The following is a 25,664-nucleotide window of genomic DNA, read 5'->3' as shown; positions in this document are numbered from 1 at the left end:
CAGCTTCAAGTTCTAGCGTGAAGAAATGTCCTTCACCGACGCAGAAGTGAGTTATCTCCGCAGCCAGACCCTTGGCCGGATGGCCACCCAGCACCCGAACGGGACGCTGCAAGTGAACCCGGTCGCCTTTGTCGTCAACGACGACGGCACGATCGACATTGGCGGGCACCGGATGGAGGCCTCCCGGAAGTTCCGCAACGTGCGGGCAAACGGTCGGGTGGCCTTCGTGGTCGACGATCTCGTCTCCGTCGACCCGTGGCAGGTTCACTGTCTCGAGGTGCGCGGAACTGCCGAGACAGTGCCACGGGACCCGGATTCGCCGGCCGTCGGCAGCGGCGACCTGATCCGGATCACCCCGACGTGGGTCCGCAGCTACGGCCTGGACGGGTCCACCGGCTGAGCCCGGCCCGACCGGCCGGAGCGCCGAGTGGACAGGCAGCTCACCAGGCTGTGTGGCCGGGCGGAGTGCCGTCCTGATCCAGACTCACCTGTCGGGTTCGGGGACCCAGCTCCGGGTCGCCCAGCACTTGGTCCACCAACGCCTGGGTGCCACCGATACACGTCCAGTCGTCGTCCCACAGGGTCGAGACCAGCCAGCAGTGATCGGCGGGAAACAGCAGATTGGGCAGTGTGCCCTTCCAGAAGTAGGCCGGCTCGTCGAGGCGCCACGTTGCCGCCTCCGGCGGTCCGGCCTCGACAATCACGTACTTCCAGCCCGCATACAGCGTCGTTTGGGGTGCATCAGGAAAGACGAGGTCGTCGGCACCCGTGTCGAGATACCCGAGCCACCACGACTGCGGCTGTGCGTGTGCGGTCAACAACGCCAACAGCGCGCGTTCGTGCCGCTGCTGGATCCGGGTGCGATGGTCCGGTTCTGTGGTCGGCAACTCGACGGTCGCATAGGCATCGAAGAGCGGCGGGATCGCCGAGGTAACAGCCTTGGTGGCAAAGGTGCCGGCGCGGATCCAGGCGACGTCGACATCGCTGCCGATCCGCCACGAGCGGCCGCCCTTCTGCCGCGTGACCAGCCGGGCCGAGCCGTCAGCATCCACACCGACAACCCTAGCTAACCTCGAGCAGCTGAAGCAGACCCGCTGCAGTCGAACGCATCCCACAGGCGTCTTCGTAGAAGCTGACCAGCCCTGGTTCGTAGTCTGCGTGAAGCCACTGGCAACCCAACCGCTTCGCCTCCTGAGCAGCGGCGCGGACAACGACCCGGCCGATGCCGCGACCCTGCAGATCCGGGGCAACGCACGCGTCCAACAGGACCGCATGAGCGCCGCCATCGCCGATGATATTGACGAAGCCGCATAACCTGCTGTCGAGTCTGGCGGTCACCCAGGTCAGGCTGTGCCTCGTCAGCCGATCGTTCCACGGGACGGTCGTCGGACCATGGCCGAAGGCCAACGTGTGCAGCACATTCAGCTCTTCATCGGAGACCTGGCCACGCACCCGCACATCCACCGATGGGTCCATGACCCCATTCGATCATCCCGCCGGCCGCGGCGGCGCGCCGGACCAGTAGCGTCCGAGAGCGTGGAGTCACGAATGGTCGAGACCGGCGATGTCGCGCTGCACGTCGGCGTCACGGGGGAGGGGCCGGACGTTGTCGTCCTGACCGGCGGACCCGGCTGCGTGCAATATCTGGAACGGGACGAGATCGCGCCGGCCGGCCACCGCGCCTGGTATCCGGAGCCCCGCGGCGTCGGCCGCTCCGGCGGCGGCCCGCACGACATGGCGCAGGCGATTGCCGACATCGAGGCCATCCGTCGGTCGGTCGAGGTCGACAGTTGGATCGTGCTCGGTCATTCCTGGGGAAGCGATCTCGCCGTTCGGTACGCCGTCGAACATCCGGAATCGGTGACGGCGCTGGTCGGCATCGCCGGTCGCGGTCCTCAACGCGACCGCAGCTGGTCCGAGGCCTACGAGGCCGGCAAAGCCGTCGAGCCGGTCGTCGAGATCGACTGGGTGCCCGAGGTCCACGCTGCCCTCAGTGCCTCGTTCTCCGAGTGGATCCGTCGCCCCGATCTGTGGCGCGGTCTGCGTGACTGCGAGGTGCCGATGCAGTTCATCGCTGCCGGCGACGACATCCGGCCGTCCTGGCCACTCGCACAGCTGGCCGCCCTCGTTCCGCGCGGCACTTTCTCGTCCATCCCTGGTGTCCCCCATGACTTCTGGTCCACCGACCCCGACGTCTGGACCGAGGCTGTCACGGCGGCCTGCGCCCGTCACTCAACCGGCATGCACGCCCAGTTCGGCGCCAGGGGCCGCTGACGGCGGGCGGTCCTCGGCCCAGATCCCGGCGAACGCATCACCGGCACCCCGCCGGATCGCGGTGATCGCCAACACGAATCTGCTGAACCGTGACTGTCTGGTCTCGGTGTCGTAGGGCGGCGTCCTGGTCCGGAACAGGTCGAGCTGCACGTTCATCGCATTCGCCATCTGCATCGCGGCCAGCGCCGAGTCGCGCCAGCGGTACAACTGGATCAGCGATTCTGCGACCACCGCCAGCGCTCCGAGCGCGCCCAACCAGACCTTCCCGATCTCGGGCACGGTCGCCAGCACCGGCACCAGGCCCGCGGCAACGATCGCCACCACTCGCGCCACCCGGTATCTGCGCAGCCGCGAGGTCATGTAGCCCTGTTGCTTCTCGATGTCGTCGGCCACGTCCTGGACGAACTCGGCGATGACGGCTGCCACTGCCTTGTCGTAGGCAGACCGACCCGCCGGAGTTGCCGGGTCGGCGGGCGCGGATTCCGTGGCCGGGCCCGGATGAGTTGCCGGGTCGTCGACGGCACTGTCCGATGCCGATGCGGCAGCGGTCGAACCGCCGCCGGTCATGTACCCGCCGGCTCGTCCGGGATCTGCGTGGTACGGACCGTCGTCGTGTTCTTGTCGTCGAGGACGTAGCTGGTGACCCCGGGTGCGCCCTCGGACGGTGCCGCCGATCCGTCGAACGGCGGACGCTCGAACGGCCGGCCGGGCAGATTCGACAAGTCCGGTTGGTCCGATGCAGCGCCCGGGTGGATCTCCCGGTCCTGATCCTGGTTCTGTTCCTCGGCCATTGCGGCCTCCGCGTCGTCGGGTTCGGGCGCGGCGGGTCCACGCCCCCTACCAGGTAGAGCGGCGAGCCGGCCGGCCGGATTCAGTCGGCCAGCACCGAACTCAGCCGGTCGGCGCATTCCTGCATCTGCGCATCCGAGTCGTACGGCTTGCGGGGCCAGAAGAAGCCGCGCAGCCCGTCACCCTTGGTCCTTGGCACCACGTGAAAATGCAGATGCGGAACGCTCTGGCTGACGATGTTGTTGTTCGCCACGAAGCTGCCCTGCGCCCCGAAGGCCTCGGGTACTGCCGCGGAGATCCGTTGCGTCGCCAGCATCACCGAGGTCAGCAGCCCCGTCGGCAGGTCGCCCAACGTGACGTGATGCTCCCGTGGCACCACCAGAGTGTGGCCGGGGAAGACCGGCCGCCGGTCGAGGAACGCCAGCACCTCCGGCTCGTCGATCACGAACGCGGCGGGCAGCCGGCCGGCGATGATGTCGCAGAACACGCAGCTGTCGCTCATCCGGCACAGGGTAGTCAGCAGCCGACCGGTGATCGGCACGGTCGGTCCGCCCGGCCCCGGCATTTCGCGCTGCCGGTCGCCACGGAGCGCTCTACAGTGCCAGGAGCCGGGATCCCCCGACGGTGGGCCGGGTCGGCTCGCCCGAGCCGGAAGGTCGACAGATGACTGGTCTGCTGGACACAGTGCTGAGCACCAGCATGTTGGATGCGGCGAGCAGTCGGCTGCACCGCATCGCCGCTCCGTTGGCAGCCGGCGAGCCGACCGCTTCCGAGAAGGCACACGAGCCGTGGACCGGCATGGACACCCGGCTGATCATCGTCGCGGTGATCAGCATCGCGGTGATCGTGCTGCTCATCGCCTGGCTCAAGATGCATCCGTTCCTGGCCCTGATCCTGGGCTCAGCGGTGCTCAGCATCGCCGGCGGAGTGTCGGCCGCCGACAGCGTGGTCAACTTCGAGAAGGGCGTCGGCGACACCCTGAAGGAAGTCGGGCTGCTGATCGCGCTCGGCGCGATGCTCGGCAAGCTGCTGGCGGATTCGGGCGGCGCCGACCGCGTCGTCGACAAGTTGCTGTCCGGCGCCCGGAAGTCCGCCGTGCCCTGGCTGATGGCGCTGGTCGCGGCGATCATCGGCCTGCCGATGTTCTTCGAGATCGGTCTGGTGCTGCTGCTACCGGTGATCGTGCTGGTGGCCAGCAGGTCCAAGCTCCCGTTGATGAAGGTCGGCATCCCGGCGCTGGCCGGCCTGTCGGTGCTGCACGGACTGGTGCCGCCGCACCCGGGGCCGCTGATCGCCATCGACGCGCTGAACGCGCCGCTGGGTCTGACGCTGGCCTTCGGACTACTGGTCGCCATCCCCACGGTGATCATCTGCGGGCCGTTGTTCGCCATCATCGCGGCCAGGTGGGTGCCGGTGTCGGCGGCCAACGCGCCGCTGGCGCAGACCGCCGGGATCACCGCCGATGACGACACCACCGACAACTCCGCCGGCGACCGACTGGATTCGGGCATCTCCGGCGGCGTCGCCGACAAGGATGTGAAGCGGCCGCCGAGCTTCCTGGTCACGGTGCTGACCATCCTGTTCCCGGTGGTGCTGATGCTGATCCGCGCCATCTTCGACGTGATCTGGGCCGACTCTCCGGACAACGGCGTCCGGAAGTTCTTCGACTTCCTCGGCGAGCCGCTGGTCGCGATGACCCTGGCGGTGCTGTTGGCGATGGTCACCTTCGGCTACTCCGTCGGATTCACCGGCAACTCGATCTCGAAACGGCTGACCGCCAGCGTCGGCCCGATCGCCTCGGTGTTCCTGATCGTCGGCGCCGGTGGCGGCTTCAAGCAGAGCCTGATCAGCGCCGGGGTCGGCGACACGGTGGCGAAAGCCGCCGTCAGCCTGGGGGTTTCGACCCTGCTGCTGGGCTTCCTGCTCGCCGTGGTGATCCGGGTGGCGACCGGTTCGGCGACGGTGGCGACCACCACCGCTGCCGGCATCATGGCCGGTCTGGCCACCGGTCTGCCGCCGAGTCAGGCGGCCCTGCTGGCGCTGGCCATCGGCGCCGGCTCGCTGTTCCTGTCGCACGTCAACGACGCCGGCTTCTGGCTGGTCAAGGAGTCCTTCGGGCTGACGGTCGGCCAGACCTTCAAGACCTGGTCGCTGATGGAATGCCTGATCTCGGTGATCGGATTCGGCGGCGTCGCCCTGCTCTGGTTGTTCGTCTGAGCGGAGCCGGGCAGCGACCGGCCGGCGACCGGGCTCAGGCGCGGCCCCGGACGCACCAGGCCGTCGCGGAGATCTCGAACGGCCCGGCCGGCAGCAATTCGCGGCACCTGGCCCGGAGTTGGTCGCGGCCCTGCTGGTCGAGGCCGGCGACGTAGGCTCCGGCCGGCCCGACGCCCAGGGTGTACGGCTCCCACCAGTCGTCGAAGTCGGCGAAGGCGGAGGTCACCGTCAGCTCCCCGTCGCGGATGTCGGCCAGGCCGGCCGCTGCGGCCAGTTCGGCGAGCTCGCCCCGGCCGCCGCCGGGCAGCTCGGCCTCGCCGACGAACCCGGGATCGAGGTCGTGCACCGCTCGCCACAGCAGCGAGATCGGCGCCCGGGCGCCCGGGCCGAGGTCCCAGACGCACGCCGCGACCGTCCCGCCGGGCCGGGTGACCCTGGCCATCTCGCGCAGTCCGGCCACCGGGTCGGTCATGAAGTGCACCACCAGCTGGGCCATCGCGAGATCCACCGCCGCGTCCGGCAACGGCAGCGACTCGGCCGACGCCTCCGCGATGTCCAGGCCGGGGAACCGGGCGCGGGCGGCCGCCACGAACGACGGTGACGGGTCCACCGCCCGCACCTGGTCAGCGCCGAGCAACTCGACCAGCCGGGCGGTCAACGCTCCGGGGCCACATCCGACATCGAGCGCCTGCTGCCCGTCGGCGACCCCGGACCACTCGGCGAACTCGACCGCGAGCGGCTCCGAGAACCGCCCCATGAACCGCCCATAGGCATCCGCGGACACGTTGAACGACATGGGCTGACGATACGCCGTCAGCAGTCCGAATTGTCCGGCCCGACCGGGCCGGATTCGGAACCCGGGCCCTTCGTCAGCGGAGTGGGTGTTTCCGGGAGAACGGCGACCCTGGCTGCTCGCAGAGGAACGGCGGGCGGTTCCTGGCGGAGTGGTAGTCGTAGCGCCGGCCGGCGTGCTCCAGCACGATCCGGCTGCCCTCGGTGAGCATCTGCGGGTACATCATCCCCGGCTGCGGACAACCAGCACTGCCATCCGGCCAGACCACCGCCTCGTCACTGACCACGGTGATCGCCGCGGCCTCGACGTTCAGCCGGCCGACCAGGTCGGCGACGGCCGCGGCCACCAGTTCGTCGGTCATGCCGTTCTCCTTCGTCCGGGCAGGTCAGCGACGGTACTGCTACATCTGGGTGAACGCCGCCGTAGCCGGGTCAGCGCCGGTCCGGGCGCCGGCCTCGAGGCCGTTCAGGCTCTCGATCTCGGCGTCGGTGAGCCGTACGTCGACTGCCGCCAGGTTCTGCGCGATGCGCTGCGGGTCAACAGATTTCGGGATGACGATGGTGCCGGCGGCCAGGTGCCAGGCCAGCACGACCTGGGCCGGGGTGGCATCGTGCGCCTGGGCGATCGCGAGCACCGCCGGGTCGGTGAGATCGGCGCCCTGACCCAGCGGACTGTAGGCCTCGACAGCGATGCCGGCGTCGCGGGTGGCTGCGGCCAGCTCCCGCTGTTGGAACGTCGGGTGCACCTCGATCTGGTTGACCGTCGGGAGCACATCGGTGGCCGCCAGTAGCCGCTCCAGGTGCTCCGGGAGGAAGTTGGAGACGCCGATCGCCCGGGCCCCGCCATCGGCATAGATCTTCTCCAGCGCCTTCCAGGCGTCGATGTACTTGTCCTGCGAGGGAACCGGCCAGTGGATCAGATACAGGTCGATCACCTCGAGACCGAGAGCCTGCCGGCTGGCCTCGAAGGCCTCGGCCGCGGTGGCCTGCTCGCCGTTGCGCAGCTTGGTGGTGATGAACAGTTCCTCGCGCGGGAGGCCCGCGGCCGCGATCGCCGCGCCGACGCCGGCTTCGTTGCGGTAGGCCGCGGCGGTATCGATGTGCCGGTAACCGGCCTGCAGTGCGGTCTCGACGGCGCGCTGGGTCTCGTCGGCCGGCACCTGGAAGACGCCGAACCCGAGCTGCGGGATGCTGACGCCGTTGTTCAGGGTGACGGTGGGGACCGTGGTCATGGTGCTCCTCGTACTTGATGGCTCATGAATCTGTCCCTACCACGCTAGTCGGTCGGCCGACGGTGGGCCGGGGCGGTCGCCCGCCGCCCCGGCCACTGACCCGCTCAAGCCTGCGTGCCCACCCGTTGGCTCTCGACGAGGACAGTGACGTCCTTGCTGCCGGCGTCGCCACGACCATTGGGGAACAGATCGTCCAGATCGACCGCGGCGTGGATGTGCCCGCTGAAGGTCGCCCGGCCCGCCCCGATCGCCTGGTAGTCGAACTCCAGCTCCACCGATTCCCCGACGTCCAGCCGGGAGTCGAACGCGAGCGGGTTCGCCGCGACGCCCGGATCGGGCAGGAAGACGAACATCTCGTCCACCAAGGTGTTCGAATTCAGCCGCGGGTCGTTGATGTCGGCGGTGGCTCTCGGCTGCAGGATCGCCGAGCCGGGCGGTTTGATCAGTGCCACCGACCCGGGGTCCACCGTCAGGTGCAGGAAGACGTCCCGGAGTCGGACGCCGGTCGGCGCGGCCGCGTTGGTCCAGCGCACGGTCCAGGTGCCGGACTCGCCGGCCTCCAGGTTGCCGGTGACCCGGCCGATTCGGACCTCGACCTGGTCGTGGAGGTAGTCCGACGTCGCGGTGACGATGTCGGAGAGTTGGATGGTCATGACGATGTCCTTACTGGTGGGGTGGAACCTGATGTGGAGGTGGAAAGTGTGATGGCGTCCAACAGCTCTGCGCGATCCGGAGTCGTCGGCGGGTAGCGGGGCCGGCCCAGGTAGCGGCCCAACCGCTGTTGGACCGTCGGATCGGCGAGCACCGTCTGCGGCGGCGCGAGCAGGCCGGCGATCCGGCTGGACGCCCTGGCCAGCAGCGGGTCGAGGCCGGCGCCGGCCAGCAGGGCGGTCGTCATCGCCCAGCTCGGATCGTCGGTGGCGTAGGCGATCCCGTCGATGTCTGCGTTCAGTTCGGCCAGCCGGTGCCGGTCGAATACGGCGGACAGCTGCACCCAGGGCGCGACCTGTTCGGCGGTCGCGGCGGCGAACCTGACGATCTGCTCGCGCGGGTCGACGGTGGCGGCGAGTACGTCGCGCAGCGCCAGGGCAGCGATCACGCCGAGGGTCACGCCGCGGCCGAGCGCCGGGTTGGTGGTGGCCAGCGCGTCACCGATCGCGAGTACCCCGGTGACGTTCGGTTCGCCGTCCCGCAGATAGCTGCGACTGTGCTGATCGGGGCCGGCGTACGGCGTCACCTCCGTCATCGGGATTCCGCATCGAACCCAGTGCGCGGCAACCGGACTGCATCCGACGGCAGCCAGCCACCCGTGCTCGTTCCGGAGCGCCCGCAGGGCGCGGTCGCGAGAGCTGGTGACCAGCACGACGCTGTACGTCCCGAGATCAGCGGGCAACGTCAGCACCGAGAATGACGGCAGGTGGCTGAGAACGGCGCCGCGACCGGCTGGCAGCCGGCCGTCGGCCGCGCGGAACTGCCTGCCGTAGTAGCGGAATCCGCCCGGCACGAGGCGCTGCTCCGGGAGCACCCCGAGGCCGGCGAGCCAGCCGGGAACGGGGGTCCGGCGGCCGGCGGCGTCGACCACCAGATCGGCGGCGACCTCGCCGGAGTCGGTCCGCAGTCCGCGGACATGCGGCGCGCCCGAACGGGTTCCGGCGAGCAGCCCCGTCACCCGCAGACCGCGCCGGATCGTCAGCCGCGGCTGCGCCGCTGCCGTCCTGGCGAGCGTTGCCTCCAGCGCCGGGCGGCGGGCGGCGACGGTATCGAACCGTTCGTCGCCGGGCCGCCAGCCACCGGTAGCCGATGCTGGCTGCAGGTGCAGCAGGTTCGTCCGCCGGCCGCCGCCGGCCAGCAGCGCCTCCAGCAGGTCGGGCAGTTCCCGCGCCATCTCGTGGTGCCAGCGCGGCAGCATCAGATGCGGCTGTCGGAACTGGCCGACGCCCGGGCGCTGCCAGCCCTGGCACGCGGCCTCGGCATCGACCGGGGGACTCTCGGGGTCCCGCTCCAGCACGGTGACCCGGTGCCCGTCCCTGGCCAGCAGGATGCCGGTGGTCAGGCCGATCACGCCGGCGCCGATGACGGCGATGTCGGCCCGTTGCTTAGTGATCATCTGCGTCTCCTTCCGACGAGATCACCACCGTCGCCCGAAGAACTGATCGCCTACCAGGTCATTTGCCGTCCACTTGCTGCCCACTTCGGTCCGGCCGGAAGCCCGGCCGCTCACCGATCTCGACCGCCCACAAGATCTCGATCAACCGCTGCTGGGCCTGGCCGAGGTGCCGGCGGTAGGTGCTGAACGGGAGATCGAGCAGCTCGGCGGCCGCCTCCTGCGACCGCGCGCCCTTCAGGTACGTGCGTTCCAGCACCCGGCGATGCTCGGCGCCACGGCGTTCGTCACCCAGTGCACCGATCGCCGCCAGTACGGTCGCCCGCAGCGCCTCGGCGGGGTCCGCGGCCGCCGGGTCGACGAGCGCCGAGCCCAGCAGGGGCGACCGGGAGAGCCGGTCGGGTCGAACGGCGTGGACCAGCGCATCCCGCACCGCGACGGCAAAGTCGTTGCGCGACATCGGTGCCGGCCGTAGCTGGTCGTCCGGCGGCGGGCCGACCTCGCCGCTGAGCTCCCGGCGGGCCATCAGGTCGAACAGCCCGGTAACCGGGAACCGACGACGGTCCCAGCCGTAGCCGACGATGTCGCGGCCGAACGCTCGAAGCCGCACCATCGGGCTCATCCCGAGGTACTCGAAGTAGCGGCCGAAATAACCATGGTCCACCGGCACGATGAAGGTCCAGGCGGCCGGTTGGTGCGCCCACTCCAGCAAACACGAGACTCCACCCGCCAGCAGCACCATCGGATCGCGCTGATAGCTGCCGGTGGCGCCGGAGAACCGGTTGATGTGGATCCGCTCGCCGGGCCGCAGCGCCCCGTGCTCGCCGACGGCCCGAAGGATCGCCGCGGCCACCGGATCGTCGGACTCCAGTCCGCCCGACACCGGCAGATAGACGTGCATGGAGAAGCTCTCGACCCCGTTGTCCGATCGGGACCGGTACAGGGAGCGCGGTTGCTCGCCGGCCCAGCGCCTGGCCAGCTCGGCCGATTCGGCGCCCTCGGCGTCCTGGATGAGGGCGAAGATCGCCTCGCTGTCCCCGGGTCCGGCCAGGGAGATCGGCGGCAGTCCGCGTTCGCGCAGGACGGCCGTCTCGGTCGCCAACGGGCCGCTGCGGTGCAGCAACAGGATCTCGGCGGCCGCGCGATCGGCCCGCGGCTCTGCCGGGTCGAGGAGCCGCTGCAGGAAGTAGCCGCGTACCGCCACGTGCAGCGCGGAGTAGCCGTCCGGCGAGCGGTGGATGAACTCGGCCTCGAAGAGTTCCCTGACCACATCGTGCAGGAACAGACCGATCGCCCCACGGCGCACGTACGCACGCGACTCCAGCCACGCCCAGACCTCCGGCGCCCGCGCACCGACGATGCGGGCCAACAGGTCCTGCGTCATCCTGGTGGCGTGGGCGCAGGTCGCCAGGCCGGCCCGGTGGGCGGCATCCGGAACGTCGTCGACGATCAACGCACACAGCCGCCCGACAACGTCGGGGGCGTCCGCCAGTTGAGTGGGCACGTTCCCGCTCCGGCCGGCCTCGGCGAGCATCGCCAGCACCAGCGGATGCCCCCGGCCGAGCCGGGCCAGCGCGGTTCGATGCGGTCCGTCGACGCCCAGTCCGGCGAGCAACGCGTCGCTGTCGTCGCCGTCGAGCGCCGTCAGCTGATGGATGTCGATCAGCTGACGCCAGCCGACATCCAGCCACCACGGCGTCGGCGGTGCCGCCCGGCCGGCCAGCACCGTCACCGATCCGTACGGCAGCGACGGCAACAGCTCCTCGCGGATCCATCGATCGACCGGGGTGAGCAGCTCGTAGCCGTCGATCAGCAGCACCTGTGGGTCGCCGGGCGTCGCTCCGCTGCGGACCGACCGCTCGGCGATCGCCGCGGTGACGGCTTCCGCGGTGCAGGCCACGTCGCGGGCGTCCAGGTAGACGGGCCTGCGGCCGGCTCGTACCGCGTGCCGGGCGAAGGCGTCCAGCAGCGTGGTCTTGCCGATGCCGCCGGGCCCGTGCACGAAGTGCAGGCGAACGTCCGACGATCCGGTCAAAGACTCGGCGAACGACCGGATCTCGGCGGTCCGCCCGACGAAGCCCCGCTCACGCGCGCGATGCAGCTGTCCGGACAGCTGCCCGGCGCGGGCGGATGACGGTGGATCACCGGTGACCACCCGCTCAGTATGACCCGGTGAGGGCGCCCCAGCCCTGGTCGAGCGCGGACGGGTAGGCCCGCGTACCTTGGTGACGCGAACGGACATTGCCGGAATGCCGCGCAGGCCCACGGGTCTGGCCGGCGGCGGACGGTGTCCGTCCGATCCGTCCTCCCCGGTTGTGAAAGGCATACGCATGACGATCGCCGCTGCGGCACCGACAGCACCGGATCTGGTGCAGATCTATCAGGATCTGCACGCCCACCCCGAGCTGTCCTTCCAGGAGACCCGGACCGCGTCGGTCGCCGCGCAGTGGTTGCGGGCCAACGGCTTCGAGACGACAGAGGGCGTCGGCCGGACCGGCGTTGTCGGGATCCTGCGCAACGGCGACGGACCGACGGCGTTGCTGCGCGCCGACATGGATGCGCTGCCGGTACTGGAGGACACCGGCCTGGCCTATGCCAGCGTCGTCCGCGGAACCGATTTGGACGGCAACGACGTCCCGTTGATGCACGCCTGCGGCCACGACGTGCACGTGACGTGCCTGCTCGGCGCCTGCCGGGAACTGGCGGCCGACCGCGGGTCATGGGCCGGCACCCTGATGGTCGTGTTCCAGCCAGCGGAGGAGGTGGGCGCGGGCGCGCAGGCGATGATCGACGACGGGCTGTTCGACCGGTTCGGCCGACCGGATGTGGTGCTCGGACAGCACGTCGCGCCGCTGCCCGCCGGATTCATCGGGATCCGGCCCGGGCCGTCCTTCGCCGCGGCGGACGGCATCAGGATCACCCTGTTCGGGCGGGGCGGACACGGGTCGCGTCCCGAGGCGACGGTCGATCCGGTGGTGATGGCCGCGGCGACGGTGCTGCGGCTGCAGACGGTCGTCTCCCGCGAGCTCGCCGGTACCGACGTGGCCGTGGTGACGGTCGGCGCGCTGCGTGCCGGGACCAAGGAGAACATCATCCCGGACAGCGCCGAGCTGCTGGTCAGCACCCGCAGCTACGACGAGAAGGTGCGGAGCAGGATGGTGGCCGCGATCGAGCGGATCGTGCGCGCCGAGGCCGCTGCCGCCGGTGCCACCCGCGAGCCGACCGTCGAGCTGATGTACGGATTCCCGGCCGTGGTCAACGACATCGCCGGATCGGCGAAGGCCACCGAGTTGTTCACCGGCCTGCTCGGGCCGGGCCGGGTCGTCGACCCCGGTCTGATCACCGGGAGCGAGGATGTGGGGGTGCTCGCCGCCGCATCCGGCGCGCCGTGCGTCTTCTGGCTGCTCGGCGGTGGCGACCCGGCGCCGTTCGCCGGCGCCGGCACCGTCGAGCAGATGGCCGCCATCCTGAACGACGTGCCGTCCAATCACTCTCCGCACTTCGCCCCGGTCATCGAGCCCACGCTGACGATCGGCATCGGCGCGCTGGCGGCCGCCGCGCGGGCCTGGTTGCCGGCACCGGCCTGACCGCGACCGGCCGGCTCCGGAACGCTTCCGACCGGGCCCGGCTAGCTCGATGCCGAGCGGCCGGACCGTTTCGCGGTACTTTCCCGCTGGACCAGCCGGGTGGGGAACGTCAGATGAGTGTCGGCCGGGGTTCCGCCCTTGATCAGCGTCAGCAGCATGTCCACCGCAGCCATACCCATCTCCCGGATCGGCTGCGCGACCGTGGTCAGCGTCGGCGTGGTCGTCGCGGATTCCGGAATATTGTCGAAGCCGATGATCGAGAGCTGTTGCGTCCCGGCGGGTCTGCTCACCACCGCGGGTGCCGGCCGACCCGGGAGCGGGAGTCACCACGGATCTGCTGGCCGACCGAACCTTCCCGGCTGGGGCGGCGGCAGTTGCTCAGCGGCCTGACCGCCGGGTTCGGCAAATAGCCGCGCTGGCTGTCATTCGCGGGTCGGACGGTGCCAGGTGACCCCGTCAAACCGGCGAAATCGCTGTCGAAGGAACAGATTCCGACGCCGTTCTCGACGGCGAGGGCCGCAAGCTGCGCGTTCGTGACGAGATTTCCGCGCAGTTCGCCCCGGACCAGCATGTCGCCGAGGCCCTGGGATGGGTGGCGATTCGCTGGAACGCCATCAGTGAGGTCCACGGCAGCCCGATCCTGGACGGGCCATCCGCGTTCCAACCACTGCCTGGCCGGGTCATGGAAGGCCGCATCGGAGTCGACTGCGTAGAGAAGAACGCTCGCATCAACGATCACGCGGACGGTCCACCTGCTCTGTCTTGCTCGTCCAGCAGTTCGAGAGCCTCTGCGATATTGGAAACATTGACGCGGAGGCCGAGCGCCGCGGTGCGCTGCCGGTAGGGCTGGTCAGCGCGTGAAGCACGCGCCAGCCCCGCCCTGGCGAGTTCGTTGATCGCTTCGCCGAGCCCGATATGCCGTTCTCGACGTCACACACTCAGAATTCCTTGACACGAATATTCGTGTTAGTGAATACTCGATGGCATGGACGAGTTCCTCGCAGCACTGGCCGATCCGGCCCGTTGGCGGCTGGTCAGGCTTCTGGCCGAGCGGCCCCGCTCGGTCGGCATCCTGGCCGAGCTGGCCGGGGCACGTCAGCCGCAGACCACCAAGCACCTGCAGACATTGGAACGCGCCGGCATCGTCAGCTCCCAGCGCACCGGCCAACGACGCATCTACGCCCTGCGGTCCGCGCCGTTGCGGGAGCTGTCGGCGGAACTCGGTCGACTCGCGGAGACGGCGGACCGGCCGGGCGGCGCGGGCGAGACCCACCAGCGCTACCAGCACAGCCTGGACGCCGAACGACGGGCAGCGGACCAGCCGGGCTGGGCCGACGGTCGCGGCTTCCACTTCCGCCGGCAGCTGCCCGGCCCACCAGACGCCGTCTGGCGTCAGCTGACCGAGCCGTCGCTGCTCGCCGGCTGGTGGGCACCCGCCGATCTCCGCACCTCCGAGCTGGTCTTCGAGCCGGAGCCGGGCGGCCGGATCGTGCTGGAGTTTCGCGACCTCGAGGACACCGACGGTCGGGAACCGGTCGCCGGCCAGGCGGAGGGCCGGGTCGACGACGTCCGCCGCGGCGAGCATCTCGGCTACCGACTCTCGCCGCTGTCGGCTGACGGCAGTCCCGCCTTCACCTCCCACGTCGATCTCGACCTGTGGCCCACCGACACCGGCACCGACCTGGAGGTCAGCTGGCGGATCACCGGCAGCACCGTCGATGCCGCCGACTTCATCGCCGGCATCGAGATCGGCTTCGGCCAGAGCCTGGACACCCTCGCGGCCATCCTCGCCCCCGATCTGCACGCCCAGGACCGCACCACCAGCGCCACCGAGCAGGACACCGACACCATCGGCAACACCGACCCAAGGAGCACGACATGACCCAGCAGACCGACGGCCGCCGGATCGTCACCAACATCGCGCTGTCCCTCGACGGCCGCTACGCCAAGCCGGACAACCCGCTCGACATGAGCTGGGTGATGCCGTACGCCGTCACCGATGTCGCCCGCGACCACCTGACCAGCCTCTGGGAGCCGGCCACCACGGCGGTGATGGGACGGGTGAACGCCGAGGGGTTCCTGGGGTTCTGGCCGACCGTGATCGGCGTGGAGGGCGTCGACCCGCGCGACGAGGGCTTCGCGAAGTGGCTCGTCGACAGCGACAAGGTGGTGCTGTCATCCACCCTCGCCGACGCGCCGTGGGAACGGACCACGGTCGTCGACAAGCCGACCGCGGAGGTGGCCGACGACCTGAAGGCAACCGACGGGGGTGACGTCCTGGTGCTGTCCAGCGCCAGCGTGATCAAGGGGCTGCTGGCGGCCGACCGGGTGGATCGGTTGGCGCTCACGGTCTTTCCGGTCTTCCTCGGCGGCGGACCGCGACTTTTCGACGACGGCCTGCCGACCGGACAGTGGGACCTGGCGAGCCAGGCGGCCGGGGAACACGGCACCCTGGCACTGGTCTACGAACGGGTTCGAAGTTGAGTCACGGCACATCGGGCATCCGTCGGCGGCTGGCCTGTGCGGTTCGGTCGTACCATTCTGCCCCGGCTGCCGGGGCACAGTGGTAGCACCGCGACCCCCGTCGGGCAGCTTCTGCCCGGGCAGCTTCCGCCTGGCAGCTTTCGCGCGCCGTATTGCCTGCCTCAGCCGTTCGCCCGTAGATACCGGCCGAAATGCGGGACGGTGAACGCGATCCGGCCCCGCTCGCCGGAGTAGATCAGGCCCTTCTTGAGCAGCGCGTCGCGGGCCGGCGACAGCGACTGCGGCTTGCGGTCGAGAATGACGGCGACGTCGGACGTGGCGACTGAATCCAGTTCTTGCGCCGCTCCGTCCGGTTCGGAATCGCCAGCGGGGGTTGGGTTTTCGTCATCCCCGTTGTCGTTGCTGGCCGCCGGCAGGGCCGCGTCGGCCATCGCCCGCAGGTACTCCCGCTCCGCGGGAGTGGCCCGCTCGTACCGGGAGCCGAAGAACCCGACGGCGAGTTCCTGCTCCGCCTCCGGCACCGCGACCGCGACGTCGGCGGCGGTGATCGGGCTGGTCGGCGCCAGGTCCCAGACCACCTTCCCGTAGGCCTGGACGAAGTAGGGATAGCCGGCGGTGATCGTGTACATCGACTCCAGTGCGTCGTCGGTGAACTCCGCGTTCTCCTCCCGGGCCGGCGCGACCAGTGCCCGGCGGGCCGCCAGGGGATCCAGTCGATCGATCCGCTGGTAGCGGAAAAGCCGTTCGCTGTACGACTTACTGGCACTCAGTACGGCGGGAAGATGCGGCAACCCGGCGCCGACCACGATCACCGGGAGACCATTCTGGCTCAGCTCGTGACAGGTGGCGCAGAGCGCCGAGATGTCGTCCGGCCCGAGGTCCTGCATCTCGTCGATGAAGATCGCCACCCCCTTGCCGAGGTCCGCGGCCAGCCCGCCCACGTCCGAGAGCAGCTCCACCAGGTCGATCTCGATGTCGCCGGAGTCGGCCCGGCCGGTGGTGGCCGGGGCATCGATGCTCGGGCTCCACCGGTCGCGGACCTTGCCGCCGGAATTCGCCGGGTCCCGCTGGGCGAACGACTTGATGGTGCCGAGCACCTGGTCGACCTCGCCGGTGTTGGGATGCCCGAGTTCCCGCACCGCCATGTGCACGGCTGCCGACATCGGCCGGCGCAGCGGCTGGTCGGGCCGTGCCTCAAGTTTGCCGGTACCCCACCCGGCCCGCACCGCCGCCGACCGCAAGGTGTTGAGCAGCACCGTCTTTCCGACGCCGCGCAGACCGGTCAGCACCATCGAGCGTTCCGGCCGGCCGCGGGCGATGCGTTCCAGCACGACGTCGAACGATGCCAGTTGCTCATCGCGACCGGCCAACTCGGGTGGGCGCTGCCCGGCGCCGGGGGCATAGGGGTTCCTGATCGGGTCCACGATGGGACTGTATGCGGCTCTCTAGCCAAATCCCGATATTGGCCGATCGAGCGGCATCGGCGCGTCGTCGTGATCCCGCCGGTGGCGCTTATCAACATCGCAGGCGCTTACCAACGTGCGGGATTTGGCATTGAAGTGACAGAAGTCGATCACTTCGCAAGCGGCTGGGAAGTTGATAAGCGCCGGTGGGGTCAGGCGACGGGGTCGATCAGCGGGAAGTGGCAGGCGGCCTGGTGCGTCCCGCCGAACTCCCGCAGTGGCGGCTCGACCTCGGCGCAGCGGTCCTGGGCCAACGGACACCTGGTGCGAAACCGGCAGCCCGACGGCGGATCGACCGGGCTGGGGAGCTCGCCGCGCACCAGCGCCCGCTCCTTCTCCCGCGCGACCCGCGGATCCGGCACCGGGATCGCGGCGATCAGACCCGCGGTATAGGGATGGGCCGGGGTGTCGTAGACCTCGTCGCTCGTCCCGGTCTCGACCAGGACCCCGAGGTACATCACGCCGATCCGGTCGGCGATGTACCGCACCACCGTCAGGTCGTGCGAGATGACGATGTACGTGGTGCCGTGTTCGCGCTGGGTGCGGCGCATCAGGTTGAGGATCTGCGACCGGATCGACACGTCGAGCGCGCTCACCGGTTCGTCCGCAACGATCACCTTCGGATTCAGCGCCAGCGCCCGCGCCAGACCCACCCGCTGACGCTGGCCGCCGGACAGCTCGTGCGGGTAGCGGGACGCCGCGCTCCGCGGCAACCCGATCTCGTCGAGCAGCTGTCCGACCCGCTCGGTCCGATCGGCCGCCGATCCCTGCCGCTGGATCTCCAGCGGCTCCGCGAGCGACTCGGACACGGTGAGGTGCGGGTCGAGGGAGTCGAACGAATCCTGGAACATCAGCTGCAGGTCCCGCCGCCGGCGGCGCAGCTCGGTCCGGCTCATCCGGGACAGATCGCTGCCCTCCAGCAACACCGCGCCGGCGCTGGCATCCTCCAGCGCCACCACCATCCGCCCCAGGGTCGATTTGCCACAGCCGGACTCGCCGACCAATCCGAAGGTCTCACCGGCGCGCACCTGCAGCGACACCCCGGACACCGCCTTCACCGTCCGGACCTCGCGACCGGGCAGCAGCCGACGACCGAGCGGGTACTCCTTGCGCAGCTCCCGGAGCTCGATGACGGGCGGGGATGACGTCACCGACCACGCAGCCGGCACCGACGACGCGGCCGGAACGGACGACACCAACGGCGCCGATGCGTCGGTACGCACGGACAGCTCGATCGGGACCGGACCTGCAGCGGCCGGTGCCGTTTCCGGCTCCGGGTTCCAGCAGGCGAAGGCGTGCTCCGGATCGGCCAGGTCGAGTTCGGGTGTCTGCTCCCGGCAGCGCGGCTGGGCCCGGGTGCACCGGTCGGCGAACGAGCACCCGACCCGATGGTCGCCGAGCTCCGGCGGGGCACCGGGGATGCTGTCCAGCTCGACCGAGCGGTCGGAGTCCAGCCGCGGGATCGAGCCGAGCAGCGCCGCCGTGTACGGATGCCGGGTCCGCTGGAACAACCTGGCTGTGTCGGCGGTCTCGACGATGCTGCCGCCGTACATCACGCCGACCCGTTCGGTATGCCCGGCAACGACTCCCATGTCGTGGGTGATCAGCATCATGGCCATGCCGAGCTGCCCTCGCAGATCGTCCAGCAGCTCGAGGATCTGCGCCTGGATGGTCACGTCGAGCGCCGTCGTCGGCTCGTCCGCGATCAGCAGGCTGGGCTCGCAGACCAGAGCCATCGCGATCATCACCCGCTGCCGCAACCCGCCGGACAGCTCATGCGGGTAGGCGGCCAACCGTTCGGCCGGGCGCGGGACACCGACCAGTCCGAGCAGTTCGGTCGCCCGGCTCAGCGCGGCGGCCCGGCCTAGTCCCAGGTGCAACTCGGCGGGCTCGGCGACCTGCCGGCCGATAGTGCGGGTCGGGTTCAACGCCGTCAGCGAGTCCTGGAACACCATCGCGATGTCCTTGCCCCGCAACCGGCAGTAGTCCGCCTCGGCGAGGTCGGCCAGCTCGGTACCGCGGAACCGGATCGACCCGCCGGTCACCGTGACGCCCTTGGGCAGCAGGCCCATCACCGCCAGACCGGTCATCGACTTCCCGGAGCCCGATTCCCCGACGATGCCCAGGGTCTGACCCGCTCCGAGCTGCAGGTTGACGTCGGTCAGGATCGGTTGGACGGTGCTGCCCTTCACCAGTCCGGCCGACAGAGAAGTCACCTCGAGCACAGGGTCCACGGTGTTCTCCCGGGTCCGGGCGACCGCGACCGCCGGTGGCGTTGTCGGTGGCATCAGCGCCGCCGCAATCTGACGTCGACGGCATCCCGCAGCGCGTCGCCGACGAAGTTGAGGGCCATCACCACCCCGATCAGGCAGATCGCGACCGGGTAGATCAGCCACCAGTAGCCGTCTAGCAGGTGGCTGACGCCGCCGGAAAGCTGGCCGCCCCAATCGGTCTGCGGGAAGTACAGGCCGAAGCCGAGGAAGCCGAGGGTGGCGACGGCGAGGATCGCGTCCGCCACCTGGAAGGTCACGTTGACGACGATGACGCCGAGGGCGTTCGGCACCAGGTGCCGGCTGATCGTCCGCCAGCGGCTGCCGCCCATCCCCTTGACGGCGATGACGAACTCGCGGGTCCGCAGCACCAGCACCTCGCCGCGGACCAGGCGGGCCGGCATCAGCCAGGCGAACAGCCCGAGGACCAGGCTCAGCGACAGCACCGTCGAGCTGAATCTGGTCGCCACGATCAGCACGATGAACAGGAACGGCACCGACATCAGGATGTCGACGATCCGCATCATCACGCTGTCCAGCACGCCGCCGGCCAGCCCGGCGATCGCTCCGTAGAGGGTGCCGATGACGGTCGCGATCAACGCCGCCAGCAGTCCGATCTCCAGCGAGGCCTGGCCACCGAGCATGATCCGGCCCAGCACGTCGAAACCCTGATCGTCGGTGCCGAGCGGGTATCCGCCACCGGGCGGGAGGAAGCTGTTGAGCACATCGACCGAGAGTTGATCGGTGCGGTAGAACAACGGTCCCAGGTAGCAGAAGCCCACTGCCAGCAGCAGAATGGCCGCCCCGATCAGCCCCAGCTTGGACTCGGCGAAGCTGTGGGCCACGCCGCGCCAGCCGCCGGGGGAGCGCGGGTCGGGTTTCGGCAACAGTGCCGCCGCCGGCGGCGCCTCCGGCCGGGTCGCCGGAGCTGGCTCCGGGAGGCTGTTCTCGGGCGTCGAGGCTGGCATTGCGTTGTCCTCCACGATCATCGGAGCTTGATCCGCGGGTCGGCGAAGGTCAGCGCCACGTCGGCGGCGAAGTTGCCGATCACCGTCAGCACGCCGGTGACCAGCGCGTAGGCCAGCAGCACTGGGTAGTCCTGGCTCTCCAGGCTCTTGTAGAACAGCAGCCCCAGCCCTGGATAGTTGAAGACCTGCTCGATCACCAGATTCCCGGCGAGCACCAACGGCAGCGTCATCCCGATCAGGCTGATCAACGGCAGCAAGGCGTTGCGCACCACATGCCGGCGGACCACCTGGTTCATCGTCAGCCCCTTGGCCCTGCCCACCCGCACGTAGTCGGCGACCAGTTCGTCGAGCGCCGCCGACCGTTGATATCGCGAGTAGAGCGCCACCGTGATGGCCACCAGGGACAACACCGGCAGCGCCATCGACACCGGGTCGGTGAAGACCACCCATGGCGAGGTCGACTGCGATGCCTGCGCCGGAAAGATCCCCAGCCGCAACGAGAACACCTCGATCAGCACCATGCCGAGGAAGAACGAGGGCATGGCGTAGGTGGTGAAGGCGACCGTGGTGACCGTGTAATCCATGATCGAGTTCCGCTTCACCGCCTGGGCGATCCCCAGCGGCACCGCGATGAACAGCGCGATGATCAACGACACCGACACCAGCACGGCGGTCCGGCCGGCATTCTGGCCGAACAGGTCGACCACCGACTGGTTCAACTTGTACGAGTAGCCCAGATCGAAGTGCAACAGCTTCCACAGATAGCTGCCGTACTGCAGCAGGAACGGCCGGTCGTAGCCGTTCTCGGTGTTGAAGGCGGCCACTGCCTCCGGGCTGGCCTCCAGCCCGAGCACCGTGCGGCCGGGCGATGGCGAGATGATGTGCAGCAAGGCGAAGCTGACGAAGGTCACGCCCAGGATGACGACGAGCGACGTGCCCAGCCGCTTCAGGACGTAGGAACCCATTGATCGCTTCCTCGGTGTCGTCGTTGTTCGGGGCCCCGCCGCCCCCCGGCCGGCGGGGCGGCACGGCGGGAGGCGGCGGGGCGGTCGGTCAGCTGGTGAAGTACCAGTCCTCGGGACTGAAGCTGCTCTGGGTCAGGGCCGAGAAGGAATCGGGCGGGCCCGACAGATCCTGCTGCCACGCCCAGACCTTGTCCGGGGACGGCAACCACAGCACCGGCAGATCTTTACGCAGGAAGTCGCCCTCCGCCTTCACCGCCATTGAGTCGCTGCCGAACACCGACTGTTCGATGAGCTTGTCCGCCTCTGTCGACGAGTAGCTGCCGACGTTGCCGCTGCCGGTGGTGTTGAAGGTCCCGTTGGCCGTCGGATAGGGGGTGATGGTGAATCCGCCCCACTGCTCCATCGACCAGGCGTCGGCGTTGGCCGGGGCCGCGGGATTGTTGAAGTTGGTGATCATGTAGCCGAAGGTCTTGGGCTGCACCGTGATCGTGATGCCGAGCTTCTTGGCCTCCGAGGCGAAGGTATTGCAGATCACCTCGTTGGCGGCGGTCTGGTCGCTGTGGAACAGGCTGAAGTTGATCGCCTGACCGGCCGGAATGCCCTCGCCGCACTGGTCGTCACCGGTTCCCGGCTTGGTGCAGGTGGTGGTGCCGTTCGGCTGCACGTCCCAACCGTGCGAGGTGAGCGACTCGGCCGCGGCCTTGGGGTCGAACGGGTACGGCGAGACGGTGCTGTCGTCAGAAGCGAAGTCGTTCGTCGGAACGCCCGGCACGGTGCCGTAGGACGGGGCCGCCGCACCGTTGTAGACGGACTTGCTCTTGATCAGCGAATCGGTGTCGATCAAGCGCTGCAGGACCTCCCTGACGTACCGCTGGCCGATGATCTTGTCGTTGTTGTCGGTGGTGTTCTTGAAGTTCAGCATGATGAAGCTGAAGCCGAAGTTCGGTGCCCCGAAGACGTTGTAGCCCTGCTTCTGCAGCTGCGGGACCTGCGCCAGCTGCGACGCATCGACCGGTCCCATGGTGATCTCGCCGCTGCGCAGTGCGTTCAACTCGGCCGCGGCGGAGGTGAACGCCATCTGCTCGAGCTTGTCGATCCGTGGTTTGGTGCCCCAGTACTTCTCGTTCGGGACCATGGTGTTGGCGCCGGTCGACGGGGTGTACGAGGACAGCTTGAACGGGCCACTCACGTTCTGCCACAACGGGTTTGTGGCGAATGTCGCCAGCTCGTTCGACTGCTTGTTCAGATAGGTGTAGATCTTGGCGGCGTCGGCCGGATCGGCGGAATCCAACGGCGCACCGGAGTCCGAGTCCCGGTTCCACTGCTGCGAGGGCAACGGGGTGATGTTCGTCAGCTGGTTGTTGGTGAACCACTGCGGGTTGTACGCCTTGTCGAGCTCCAGCACCACGGTGCTGGCGTTCGTCGCCTTGGCGGACACCACGTTGTCCGGGAACTGCCCCGGGGTGTAGCCGGCCCAGTTGGCCGGGCTGAGCTTGAGCGCCGCCTTGATCAGCTGGATGTCGAACACCACGTCCGAAGCGGAGATCGGGTCGCCGCCGGACCAGGTGAGCCCGGACCGCAGTGTGATGGTCACCGTCTTGTTGCCGTTGGAGTACTTGGGCAGCTCGGCGATGCTCTTGTCCGCGTTGATCTTCGGGTTCATCCCGGTCGGGTACCAGTACAGCGGGCGGAACATCAGCCACTGGAACTGCTTGGTGACGTACACCGAGTTCGCCTTCGCCGGCACGATCGGCAGGATGTAGTTCGGAGCGGCGCCCGGCGGCAGCGCGACCTTCACGGTGCCACCGTCCTTCGGTGTGCCGCCCTCCTTCGGCAGCGTGCCGAAGGTGTAGCCGTCGGAGGTACTCGCCGGGGCGGCCGCGGAGCCGGCGCCGCCCGCCGAGCCCGATGCGCCCCCTGCGCTGCTGCCGCAACCGGCCATCACCACCAGGGCGGCGACCGCAGTACTGATCCGGATGATGCGGGTGCGATGTCGGCTGCCCATAGGTGTTCTCCTGTTCGGGGTGGGACTGGTATTCGGGTGGTCGTTGGCGATGTCTAGGCGTCGGCCCAGACCCGCTGTGCGTAGGCGATGAAGTTGCCGCCCAACAGCTTGTCGATCTGCTCGGCACCGAATCCACGGTCTCCGAGCAGGCCGGCGAGGCGCTCGAACTGGCCGACTCCGCTGAGGTCCTTGACGAACGGCACGGTGTCCGCGCGTTCTCCGGCGGCCCCGGCCCCGGATGCCCGGCGCGCCTCGACGTGGTCGGCGAGGGTCACCAGATAGCCGTCCAGGTCGTCGATCGGTGTTGCCGACCCGTCGGTCCCGATCCCGACCTGATCGATCCCGCAGACGTCGACGGCGTGCGCGATGTGCTCGACAACGTCGGCGGCGGTGGCGTGTCCGGATGCATTCAGGAACGGCATGAAGTAGATGCCGACGAAGCCGCCGCGCTCGGCGACCGCGCGCAGTTCCTCGTCGGTCTTGTTGCGCGGCAGGTCGACCAGCGCGCGGCAGCCGGTGTGGTTGATCGAGATCGGGGTCCGCGAGTACCTGGCGGCGTCCAGACAGGTGCGCTCGCCGCTGTGCGACAGATCGACCATCAGGTTCCGCTCGTTGAGCCGGTCGATCACCTCGCGGCCCAGGTCCGACAGGCCCGGGTTGCCCGGCGCCATGCAGCCGCCCCCGAGCTTGTTCACGGCGTTGTAGGTGAGCTGCACGACACGGACGCCGAGGTCGGCGAACAGGTTGATACGACTCGCGTCTGCGCCGACCATGGCGGCGTTCTGGAACCCGTAGATGATGCCGAGCCGGCCGTCGTCGTGCGCCCGGGAGATGTCTTCGGCCGTGTAGACCTTGACCAGCTCGTCGTTGGTCCGGACGATCTCGTCCCAGTACGCCAGGTCGCGCACCGTGCTCTCGAACGGGTCGTCGTCACCCGCCGTATAGCCGATCGTCACGTTGACGGCGGCGAGGCCGGAACGCAGCGCGTCGTCGATCGCACGGGCGTCGATGGTCAGATCGGCCGCCCGCTGGTTCAGCTGCCCGCCGGTTTCGGCGGCCACCCCGGCGTTCGGATTGTTCAGGGTGCCGAGGGCATTGACGATCGGTGCCCGCCGGGCATCGAGGGTTCCGGTTGCCATGGATCAGCCTTTCGGTGCAGCGTCGGACGTTCGGGCGCCGCCGGCCGGCCGGTCGTCCCGGCAGAACCTGCGCCCGCGCTTGAGGACGAATTCGATCCGGCCGATGTTGCGGATGTCGGCCGTCGGATCGGCGTTGAGTACCAACAGGTTTGCCAGCTTCCCGGGTTCGATCGTGCCCATCACGTCCTGCTGGCCCAGTGCGCGGGCGCCGACCAGCGTCGCCGAACGCAGCACCTGGATCGGCGACATCCCGACCTCCTCGGCGAGGAACAACAGCTCCCGGTGCAGCGACGGGTACGGATCCGCCGCCGGCGTCTCGTAGTCGGTGCCGGTCGAGATGTCCACGCCGGCCCGGTGGGCCTGCGCGGTGAGTCCGACGGCCGCCCGCCGGTCGGCCTCCCTGGTCGGCCGACCCTCGGTCTCGACACTGGTCCACATGCTGACCGTCGCGTCGAGGATGGTGCCGCGCTCACGCATCTGCGCGAACAGACCCGCGATCTCGGGCACCGGATTCCCGGCCGGCACGGTCGGCATCGCCGGCCGTTTGCCGGCATAGGTGGACAGTTCGCCGTCACCGGCTAGCTCGTAGCCGAGCATCTGGGCGTGCGAGATCGAGTCGACCCCGGCCGCCACCACCTGGCTCGGCCGGGTCGGGAAGACCGCGGCATGGGCCCAGACCAGCAGCCCCTGGCGCTGCGCCTCGGCGGTGATCCGCTCGATCAGGTCGCTCGGCAGGTCGGCATAGATCTTCACCGCGACGGCCGAGGTGCCACGGGCCAGGGTCACATCGGTGGGGATGTCGCTCGCGGAGTCGATGGCCTTCATCCACGGCAGGCCACCGGGTTCCAGGCCCTGGGAGACCTGCCAGGTGCGGGGATCCGCGAAGAAACCAGGGCCGGCCATCAGGGCGGAGTAGGCGATGTCCGGGCCCGGAATCTCGCCGACCAGGGTCGCCCTGGTCAGGTCGCTGATCTGCCGCAGATCGTCGGCCATGTCCCGGATCGCCGTCACCCCACCGAAAACCTGCCGCCGCAGCCAGGCCTGTGCCTGCTCCCGGTTGGGCGGCGTGGCCAGGTGCTGGTGGGTGTCGATCAACCCCGCCAGCACGTACCGGCCGGACAGGTCGACCGACTCCGCCGCGTCGATCAGCTCGGCCGTCACCGACGCGTCGGGCAGCACTGCTTCGATGACGGAACCCCGGACGACGACCGTCATCCCGGGCCGGATTGCGCCGTCGACACCGTCCGCGCAGTCCACCAGGGCCGCCGATCGGTACAGCACGAGCTCGTCCTTCGCCGGCGCCCAGGGCGTCGGAGCGCCCGCCGGGGCTGTCGGTCCAGCGGCCGGAATCGGGTCCGCCATCAGAGTCTCCTTG

At 69.4% G+C, this 25,664-nt stretch carries 26 protein-coding genes; 6 read left to right on the top strand and 20 right to left on the bottom strand.

From position 1 onward, the window contains the following. Positions 1–25: 25 nt before the first annotated feature. Positions 26–400 (top strand): PPOX class F420-dependent oxidoreductase, encoded by a 375-nt coding sequence (locus tag K340_RS29315; protein WP_037364030.1) that lies wholly within the window; start codon positions 26–28, stop codon positions 398–400. Between the two features lie 40 nt (positions 401–440). Here the strand turns inward: K340_RS29315 and K340_RS34200 are convergent, their stop codons facing one another. Then, complete coding sequence (locus K340_RS34200; RefSeq protein ID WP_051265863.1) at positions 441–1,052, bottom strand: hypothetical protein; 612 nt, start codon at positions 1,050–1,052, stop codon at positions 441–443. 10 nt (positions 1,053–1,062) lie between these two features. Continuing rightward, a complete protein-coding gene (locus K340_RS0111255; RefSeq protein ID WP_029136781.1) occupies positions 1,063–1,476 on the bottom strand; it encodes a GNAT family N-acetyltransferase in 414 nt (137 codons plus the stop codon). Positions 1,477–1,536: 60 nt separating this feature from the next. Here K340_RS0111255 and K340_RS29305 point away from each other — a divergent pair, with 60 nt between their 5' ends. Beyond that, on the top strand, positions 1,537–2,274 hold the full coding sequence (locus K340_RS29305) for an alpha/beta fold hydrolase (protein WP_211229386.1): 738 nt from the start codon (positions 1,537–1,539) through the stop codon (positions 2,272–2,274). On the opposite strand, the gene K340_RS0111245 is transcribed toward K340_RS29305, so the two are convergent. The 3 genes from K340_RS0111245 to K340_RS0111235 all read right to left on the bottom strand — a co-directional run bounded on the left by K340_RS0111245 (position 2,233) and on the right by K340_RS0111235 (position 3,565). Next, a complete protein-coding gene (locus K340_RS0111245) occupies positions 2,233–2,841 on the bottom strand; it encodes a DUF4231 domain-containing protein (protein WP_029136780.1) in 609 nt (202 codons plus the stop codon). The genes K340_RS29305 and K340_RS0111245 overlap by 42 nt on opposite strands. After that, positions 2,838–3,065, bottom strand: a complete 228-nt coding sequence (locus K340_RS0111240; RefSeq protein ID WP_029136779.1) for a hypothetical protein — start codon at positions 3,063–3,065, stop codon at positions 2,838–2,840. Before K340_RS0111240 ends, K340_RS0111245 begins: the two co-directional genes overlap by 4 nt. An 80-nt stretch (positions 3,066–3,145) precedes the next feature. After that, on the bottom strand, positions 3,146–3,565 hold the full coding sequence (locus K340_RS0111235) for an HIT family protein (protein ID WP_029136778.1): 420 nt from the start codon (positions 3,563–3,565) through the stop codon (positions 3,146–3,148). A gap of 296 nt (positions 3,566–3,861) precedes the next feature. Between K340_RS0111235 and K340_RS0111230 the strand changes: the two genes are divergently transcribed. After that, positions 3,862–5,280: a GntP family permease gene (locus tag K340_RS0111230; protein WP_051265991.1), complete on the top strand. Its 1,419-nt coding sequence runs from the start codon at positions 3,862–3,864 to the stop codon at positions 5,278–5,280. A 34-nt stretch (positions 5,281–5,314) separates the two neighbouring features. Here K340_RS0111230 and K340_RS0111225 read toward each other — a convergent pair whose 3' ends face one another. The 6 genes from K340_RS0111225 to K340_RS0111200 all read right to left on the bottom strand — a co-directional run bounded on the left by K340_RS0111225 (position 5,315) and on the right by K340_RS0111200 (position 11,563). Then, positions 5,315–6,076 carry a class I SAM-dependent methyltransferase gene (locus K340_RS0111225; RefSeq protein ID WP_029136776.1) on the bottom strand — a complete coding sequence of 254 codons (762 nt, stop codon included), beginning with the start codon at positions 6,074–6,076 and terminating at the stop codon, positions 5,315–5,317. A gap of 73 nt (positions 6,077–6,149) precedes the next feature. Continuing rightward, a complete protein-coding gene (locus K340_RS29300) occupies positions 6,150–6,434 on the bottom strand; it encodes a hypothetical protein (protein ID WP_051265857.1) in 285 nt (94 codons plus the stop codon). A 39-nt stretch (positions 6,435–6,473) separates the two neighbouring features. Then, complete coding sequence (locus tag K340_RS0111215; RefSeq protein ID WP_029136775.1) at positions 6,474–7,304, bottom strand: aldo/keto reductase; 831 nt, start codon at positions 7,302–7,304, stop codon at positions 6,474–6,476. Between the two features lie 104 nt (positions 7,305–7,408). After that, positions 7,409–7,957: a hypothetical protein gene (locus tag K340_RS0111210; RefSeq protein ID WP_029136774.1), complete on the bottom strand. Its 549-nt coding sequence runs from the start codon at positions 7,955–7,957 to the stop codon at positions 7,409–7,411. Continuing rightward, a complete protein-coding gene (locus K340_RS29295; RefSeq protein ID WP_051265854.1) occupies positions 7,954–9,411 on the bottom strand; it encodes an FAD-dependent oxidoreductase in 1,458 nt (485 codons plus the stop codon). Before K340_RS29295 ends, K340_RS0111210 begins: the two co-directional genes overlap by 4 nt. Before the next feature lie 58 nt (positions 9,412–9,469). Then, entirely contained in the window at positions 9,470–11,563 is a 2,094-nt protein-coding gene (locus tag K340_RS0111200) for an ATP-binding protein (protein WP_029136773.1), read from the bottom strand. A gap of 175 nt (positions 11,564–11,738) precedes the next feature. Here K340_RS0111200 and K340_RS0111195 point away from each other — a divergent pair, with 175 nt between their 5' ends. After that, complete coding sequence (locus K340_RS0111195; RefSeq protein ID WP_029136772.1) at positions 11,739–12,995, top strand: amidohydrolase; 1,257 nt, start codon at positions 11,739–11,741, stop codon at positions 12,993–12,995. Positions 12,996–13,036: 41 nt separating this feature from the next. Here K340_RS0111195 and K340_RS0111190 read toward each other — a convergent pair whose 3' ends face one another. Both K340_RS0111190 and K340_RS0111185 read right to left on the bottom strand, forming a co-directional pair. Further along, the gene (locus tag K340_RS0111190; RefSeq protein WP_211229385.1) at positions 13,037–13,285 is read right to left on the bottom strand and encodes a substrate-binding domain-containing protein; all 249 of its coding nucleotides are present in this window, start codon (positions 13,283–13,285) and stop codon (positions 13,037–13,039) included. Then, on the bottom strand, positions 13,282–13,734 hold the full coding sequence (locus K340_RS0111185) for a PIN domain-containing protein (protein ID WP_029136770.1): 453 nt from the start codon (positions 13,732–13,734) through the stop codon (positions 13,282–13,284). The genes K340_RS0111190 and K340_RS0111185 overlap by 4 nt, the downstream gene beginning before the upstream one ends. Positions 13,735–13,980: 246 nt before the next feature. Between K340_RS0111185 and K340_RS0111175 the strand changes: the two genes are divergently transcribed. Further along, positions 13,981–14,877: a metalloregulator ArsR/SmtB family transcription factor gene (locus K340_RS0111175; RefSeq protein ID WP_029136769.1), complete on the top strand. Its 897-nt coding sequence runs from the start codon at positions 13,981–13,983 to the stop codon at positions 14,875–14,877. Then, positions 14,874–15,479: a dihydrofolate reductase family protein gene (locus tag K340_RS0111170; protein ID WP_029136768.1), complete on the top strand. Its 606-nt coding sequence runs from the start codon at positions 14,874–14,876 to the stop codon at positions 15,477–15,479. The genes K340_RS0111175 and K340_RS0111170 overlap by 4 nt, the downstream gene beginning before the upstream one ends. Positions 15,480–15,640: 161 nt before the next feature. Here K340_RS0111170 and K340_RS0111165 read toward each other — a convergent pair whose 3' ends face one another. The 7 genes from K340_RS0111165 to K340_RS29280 all read right to left on the bottom strand — a co-directional run bounded on the left by K340_RS0111165 (position 15,641) and on the right by K340_RS29280 (position 25,651). Next, a complete protein-coding gene (locus tag K340_RS0111165; protein ID WP_029136767.1) occupies positions 15,641–16,903 on the bottom strand; it encodes an ATP-binding protein in 1,263 nt (420 codons plus the stop codon). Between the two features lie 191 nt (positions 16,904–17,094). Then, positions 17,095–19,230, bottom strand: coding sequence for a dipeptide ABC transporter ATP-binding protein (locus K340_RS29290; protein WP_051265851.1), 2,136 nt, complete (start codon positions 19,228–19,230; stop codon positions 17,095–17,097). Beyond that, positions 19,230–20,180, bottom strand: a complete 951-nt coding sequence (locus K340_RS0111155; RefSeq protein ID WP_051265989.1) for an ABC transporter permease — start codon at positions 20,178–20,180, stop codon at positions 19,230–19,232. Before K340_RS0111155 ends, K340_RS29290 begins: the two co-directional genes overlap by 1 nt. A 17-nt stretch (positions 20,181–20,197) precedes the next feature. After that, positions 20,198–21,145, bottom strand: a complete 948-nt coding sequence (locus K340_RS0111150) for an ABC transporter permease (RefSeq protein WP_029136765.1) — start codon at positions 21,143–21,145, stop codon at positions 20,198–20,200. Positions 21,146–21,233: 88 nt separating this feature from the next. Further along, positions 21,234–23,150: an ABC transporter substrate-binding protein gene (locus K340_RS0111145; RefSeq protein WP_029136764.1), complete on the bottom strand. Its 1,917-nt coding sequence runs from the start codon at positions 23,148–23,150 to the stop codon at positions 21,234–21,236. A gap of 53 nt (positions 23,151–23,203) precedes the next feature. Beyond that, positions 23,204–24,289, bottom strand: a complete 1,086-nt coding sequence (locus tag K340_RS29285; protein WP_051265849.1) for a dipeptidase — start codon at positions 24,287–24,289, stop codon at positions 23,204–23,206. A gap of 3 nt (positions 24,290–24,292) precedes the next feature. Then, positions 24,293–25,651 carry an amidohydrolase family protein gene (locus K340_RS29280; protein ID WP_051265846.1) on the bottom strand — a complete coding sequence of 453 codons (1,359 nt, stop codon included), beginning with the start codon at positions 25,649–25,651 and terminating at the stop codon, positions 24,293–24,295. Between the last annotated feature and the right edge of the window lie 13 nt (positions 25,652–25,664).

Source organism: Nakamurella lactea DSM 19367 (genome assembly GCF_000426645.1).
GTDB lineage: Bacteria > Actinomycetota > Actinomycetes > Mycobacteriales > Nakamurellaceae > Nakamurella > Nakamurella lactea.
This window is presented reverse-complemented; position numbering and strand designations above follow the sequence as displayed.

What these genes read in the sequence shown, in the direction of transcription:
- K340_RS29315 (WP_037364030.1), top strand. Translation starts at nt 26, where the DNA reads ATGTCCTTCACCGACGCAGAAGTGAGTTATCTCCGCAGCCAGACCCTT.
- K340_RS0111255 (WP_029136781.1), bottom strand. Translation starts at nt 1,476, where the DNA reads ATGGACCCATCGGTGGATGTGCGGGTGCGTGGCCAGGTCTCCGATGAA.
- K340_RS0111245 (WP_029136780.1), bottom strand. Translation starts at nt 2,841, where the DNA reads ATGACCGGCGGCGGTTCGACCGCTGCCGCATCGGCATCGGACAGTGCC.
- K340_RS0111240 (WP_029136779.1), bottom strand. Translation starts at nt 3,065, where the DNA reads ATGGCCGAGGAACAGAACCAGGATCAGGACCGGGAGATCCACCCGGGC.
- K340_RS0111235 (WP_029136778.1), bottom strand. Translation starts at nt 3,565, where the DNA reads ATGAGCGACAGCTGCGTGTTCTGCGACATCATCGCCGGCCGGCTGCCC.
- K340_RS0111230 (WP_051265991.1), top strand. Translation starts at nt 3,862, where the DNA reads ATGGACACCCGGCTGATCATCGTCGCGGTGATCAGCATCGCGGTGATC.
- K340_RS0111225 (WP_029136776.1), bottom strand. Translation starts at nt 6,076, where the DNA reads ATGTCGTTCAACGTGTCCGCGGATGCCTATGGGCGGTTCATGGGGCGG.
- K340_RS29300 (WP_051265857.1), bottom strand. Translation starts at nt 6,434, where the DNA reads ATGACCGACGAACTGGTGGCCGCGGCCGTCGCCGACCTGGTCGGCCGG.
- K340_RS0111215 (WP_029136775.1), bottom strand. Translation starts at nt 7,304, where the DNA reads ATGACCACGGTCCCCACCGTCACCCTGAACAACGGCGTCAGCATCCCG.
- K340_RS0111210 (WP_029136774.1), bottom strand. Translation starts at nt 7,957, where the DNA reads ATGACCATCCAACTCTCCGACATCGTCACCGCGACGTCGGACTACCTC.
- K340_RS29295 (WP_051265854.1), bottom strand. Translation starts at nt 9,411, where the DNA reads ATGATCACTAAGCAACGGGCCGACATCGCCGTCATCGGCGCCGGCGTG.
- K340_RS0111195 (WP_029136772.1), top strand. Translation starts at nt 11,739, where the DNA reads ATGACGATCGCCGCTGCGGCACCGACAGCACCGGATCTGGTGCAGATC.
- K340_RS0111175 (WP_029136769.1), top strand. Translation starts at nt 13,981, where the DNA reads ATGGACGAGTTCCTCGCAGCACTGGCCGATCCGGCCCGTTGGCGGCTG.
- K340_RS0111170 (WP_029136768.1), top strand. Translation starts at nt 14,874, where the DNA reads ATGACCCAGCAGACCGACGGCCGCCGGATCGTCACCAACATCGCGCTG.
- K340_RS29290 (WP_051265851.1), bottom strand. Translation starts at nt 19,230, where the DNA reads ATGCCACCGACAACGCCACCGGCGGTCGCGGTCGCCCGGACCCGGGAG.
- K340_RS0111155 (WP_051265989.1), bottom strand. Translation starts at nt 20,180, where the DNA reads ATGCCAGCCTCGACGCCCGAGAACAGCCTCCCGGAGCCAGCTCCGGCG.
- K340_RS0111150 (WP_029136765.1), bottom strand. Translation starts at nt 21,145, where the DNA reads ATGGGTTCCTACGTCCTGAAGCGGCTGGGCACGTCGCTCGTCGTCATC.
- K340_RS0111145 (WP_029136764.1), bottom strand. Translation starts at nt 23,150, where the DNA reads ATGGGCAGCCGACATCGCACCCGCATCATCCGGATCAGTACTGCGGTC.
- K340_RS29285 (WP_051265849.1), bottom strand. Translation starts at nt 24,289, where the DNA reads ATGGCAACCGGAACCCTCGATGCCCGGCGGGCACCGATCGTCAATGCC.
- K340_RS29280 (WP_051265846.1), bottom strand. Translation starts at nt 25,651, where the DNA reads ATGGCGGACCCGATTCCGGCCGCTGGACCGACAGCCCCGGCGGGCGCT.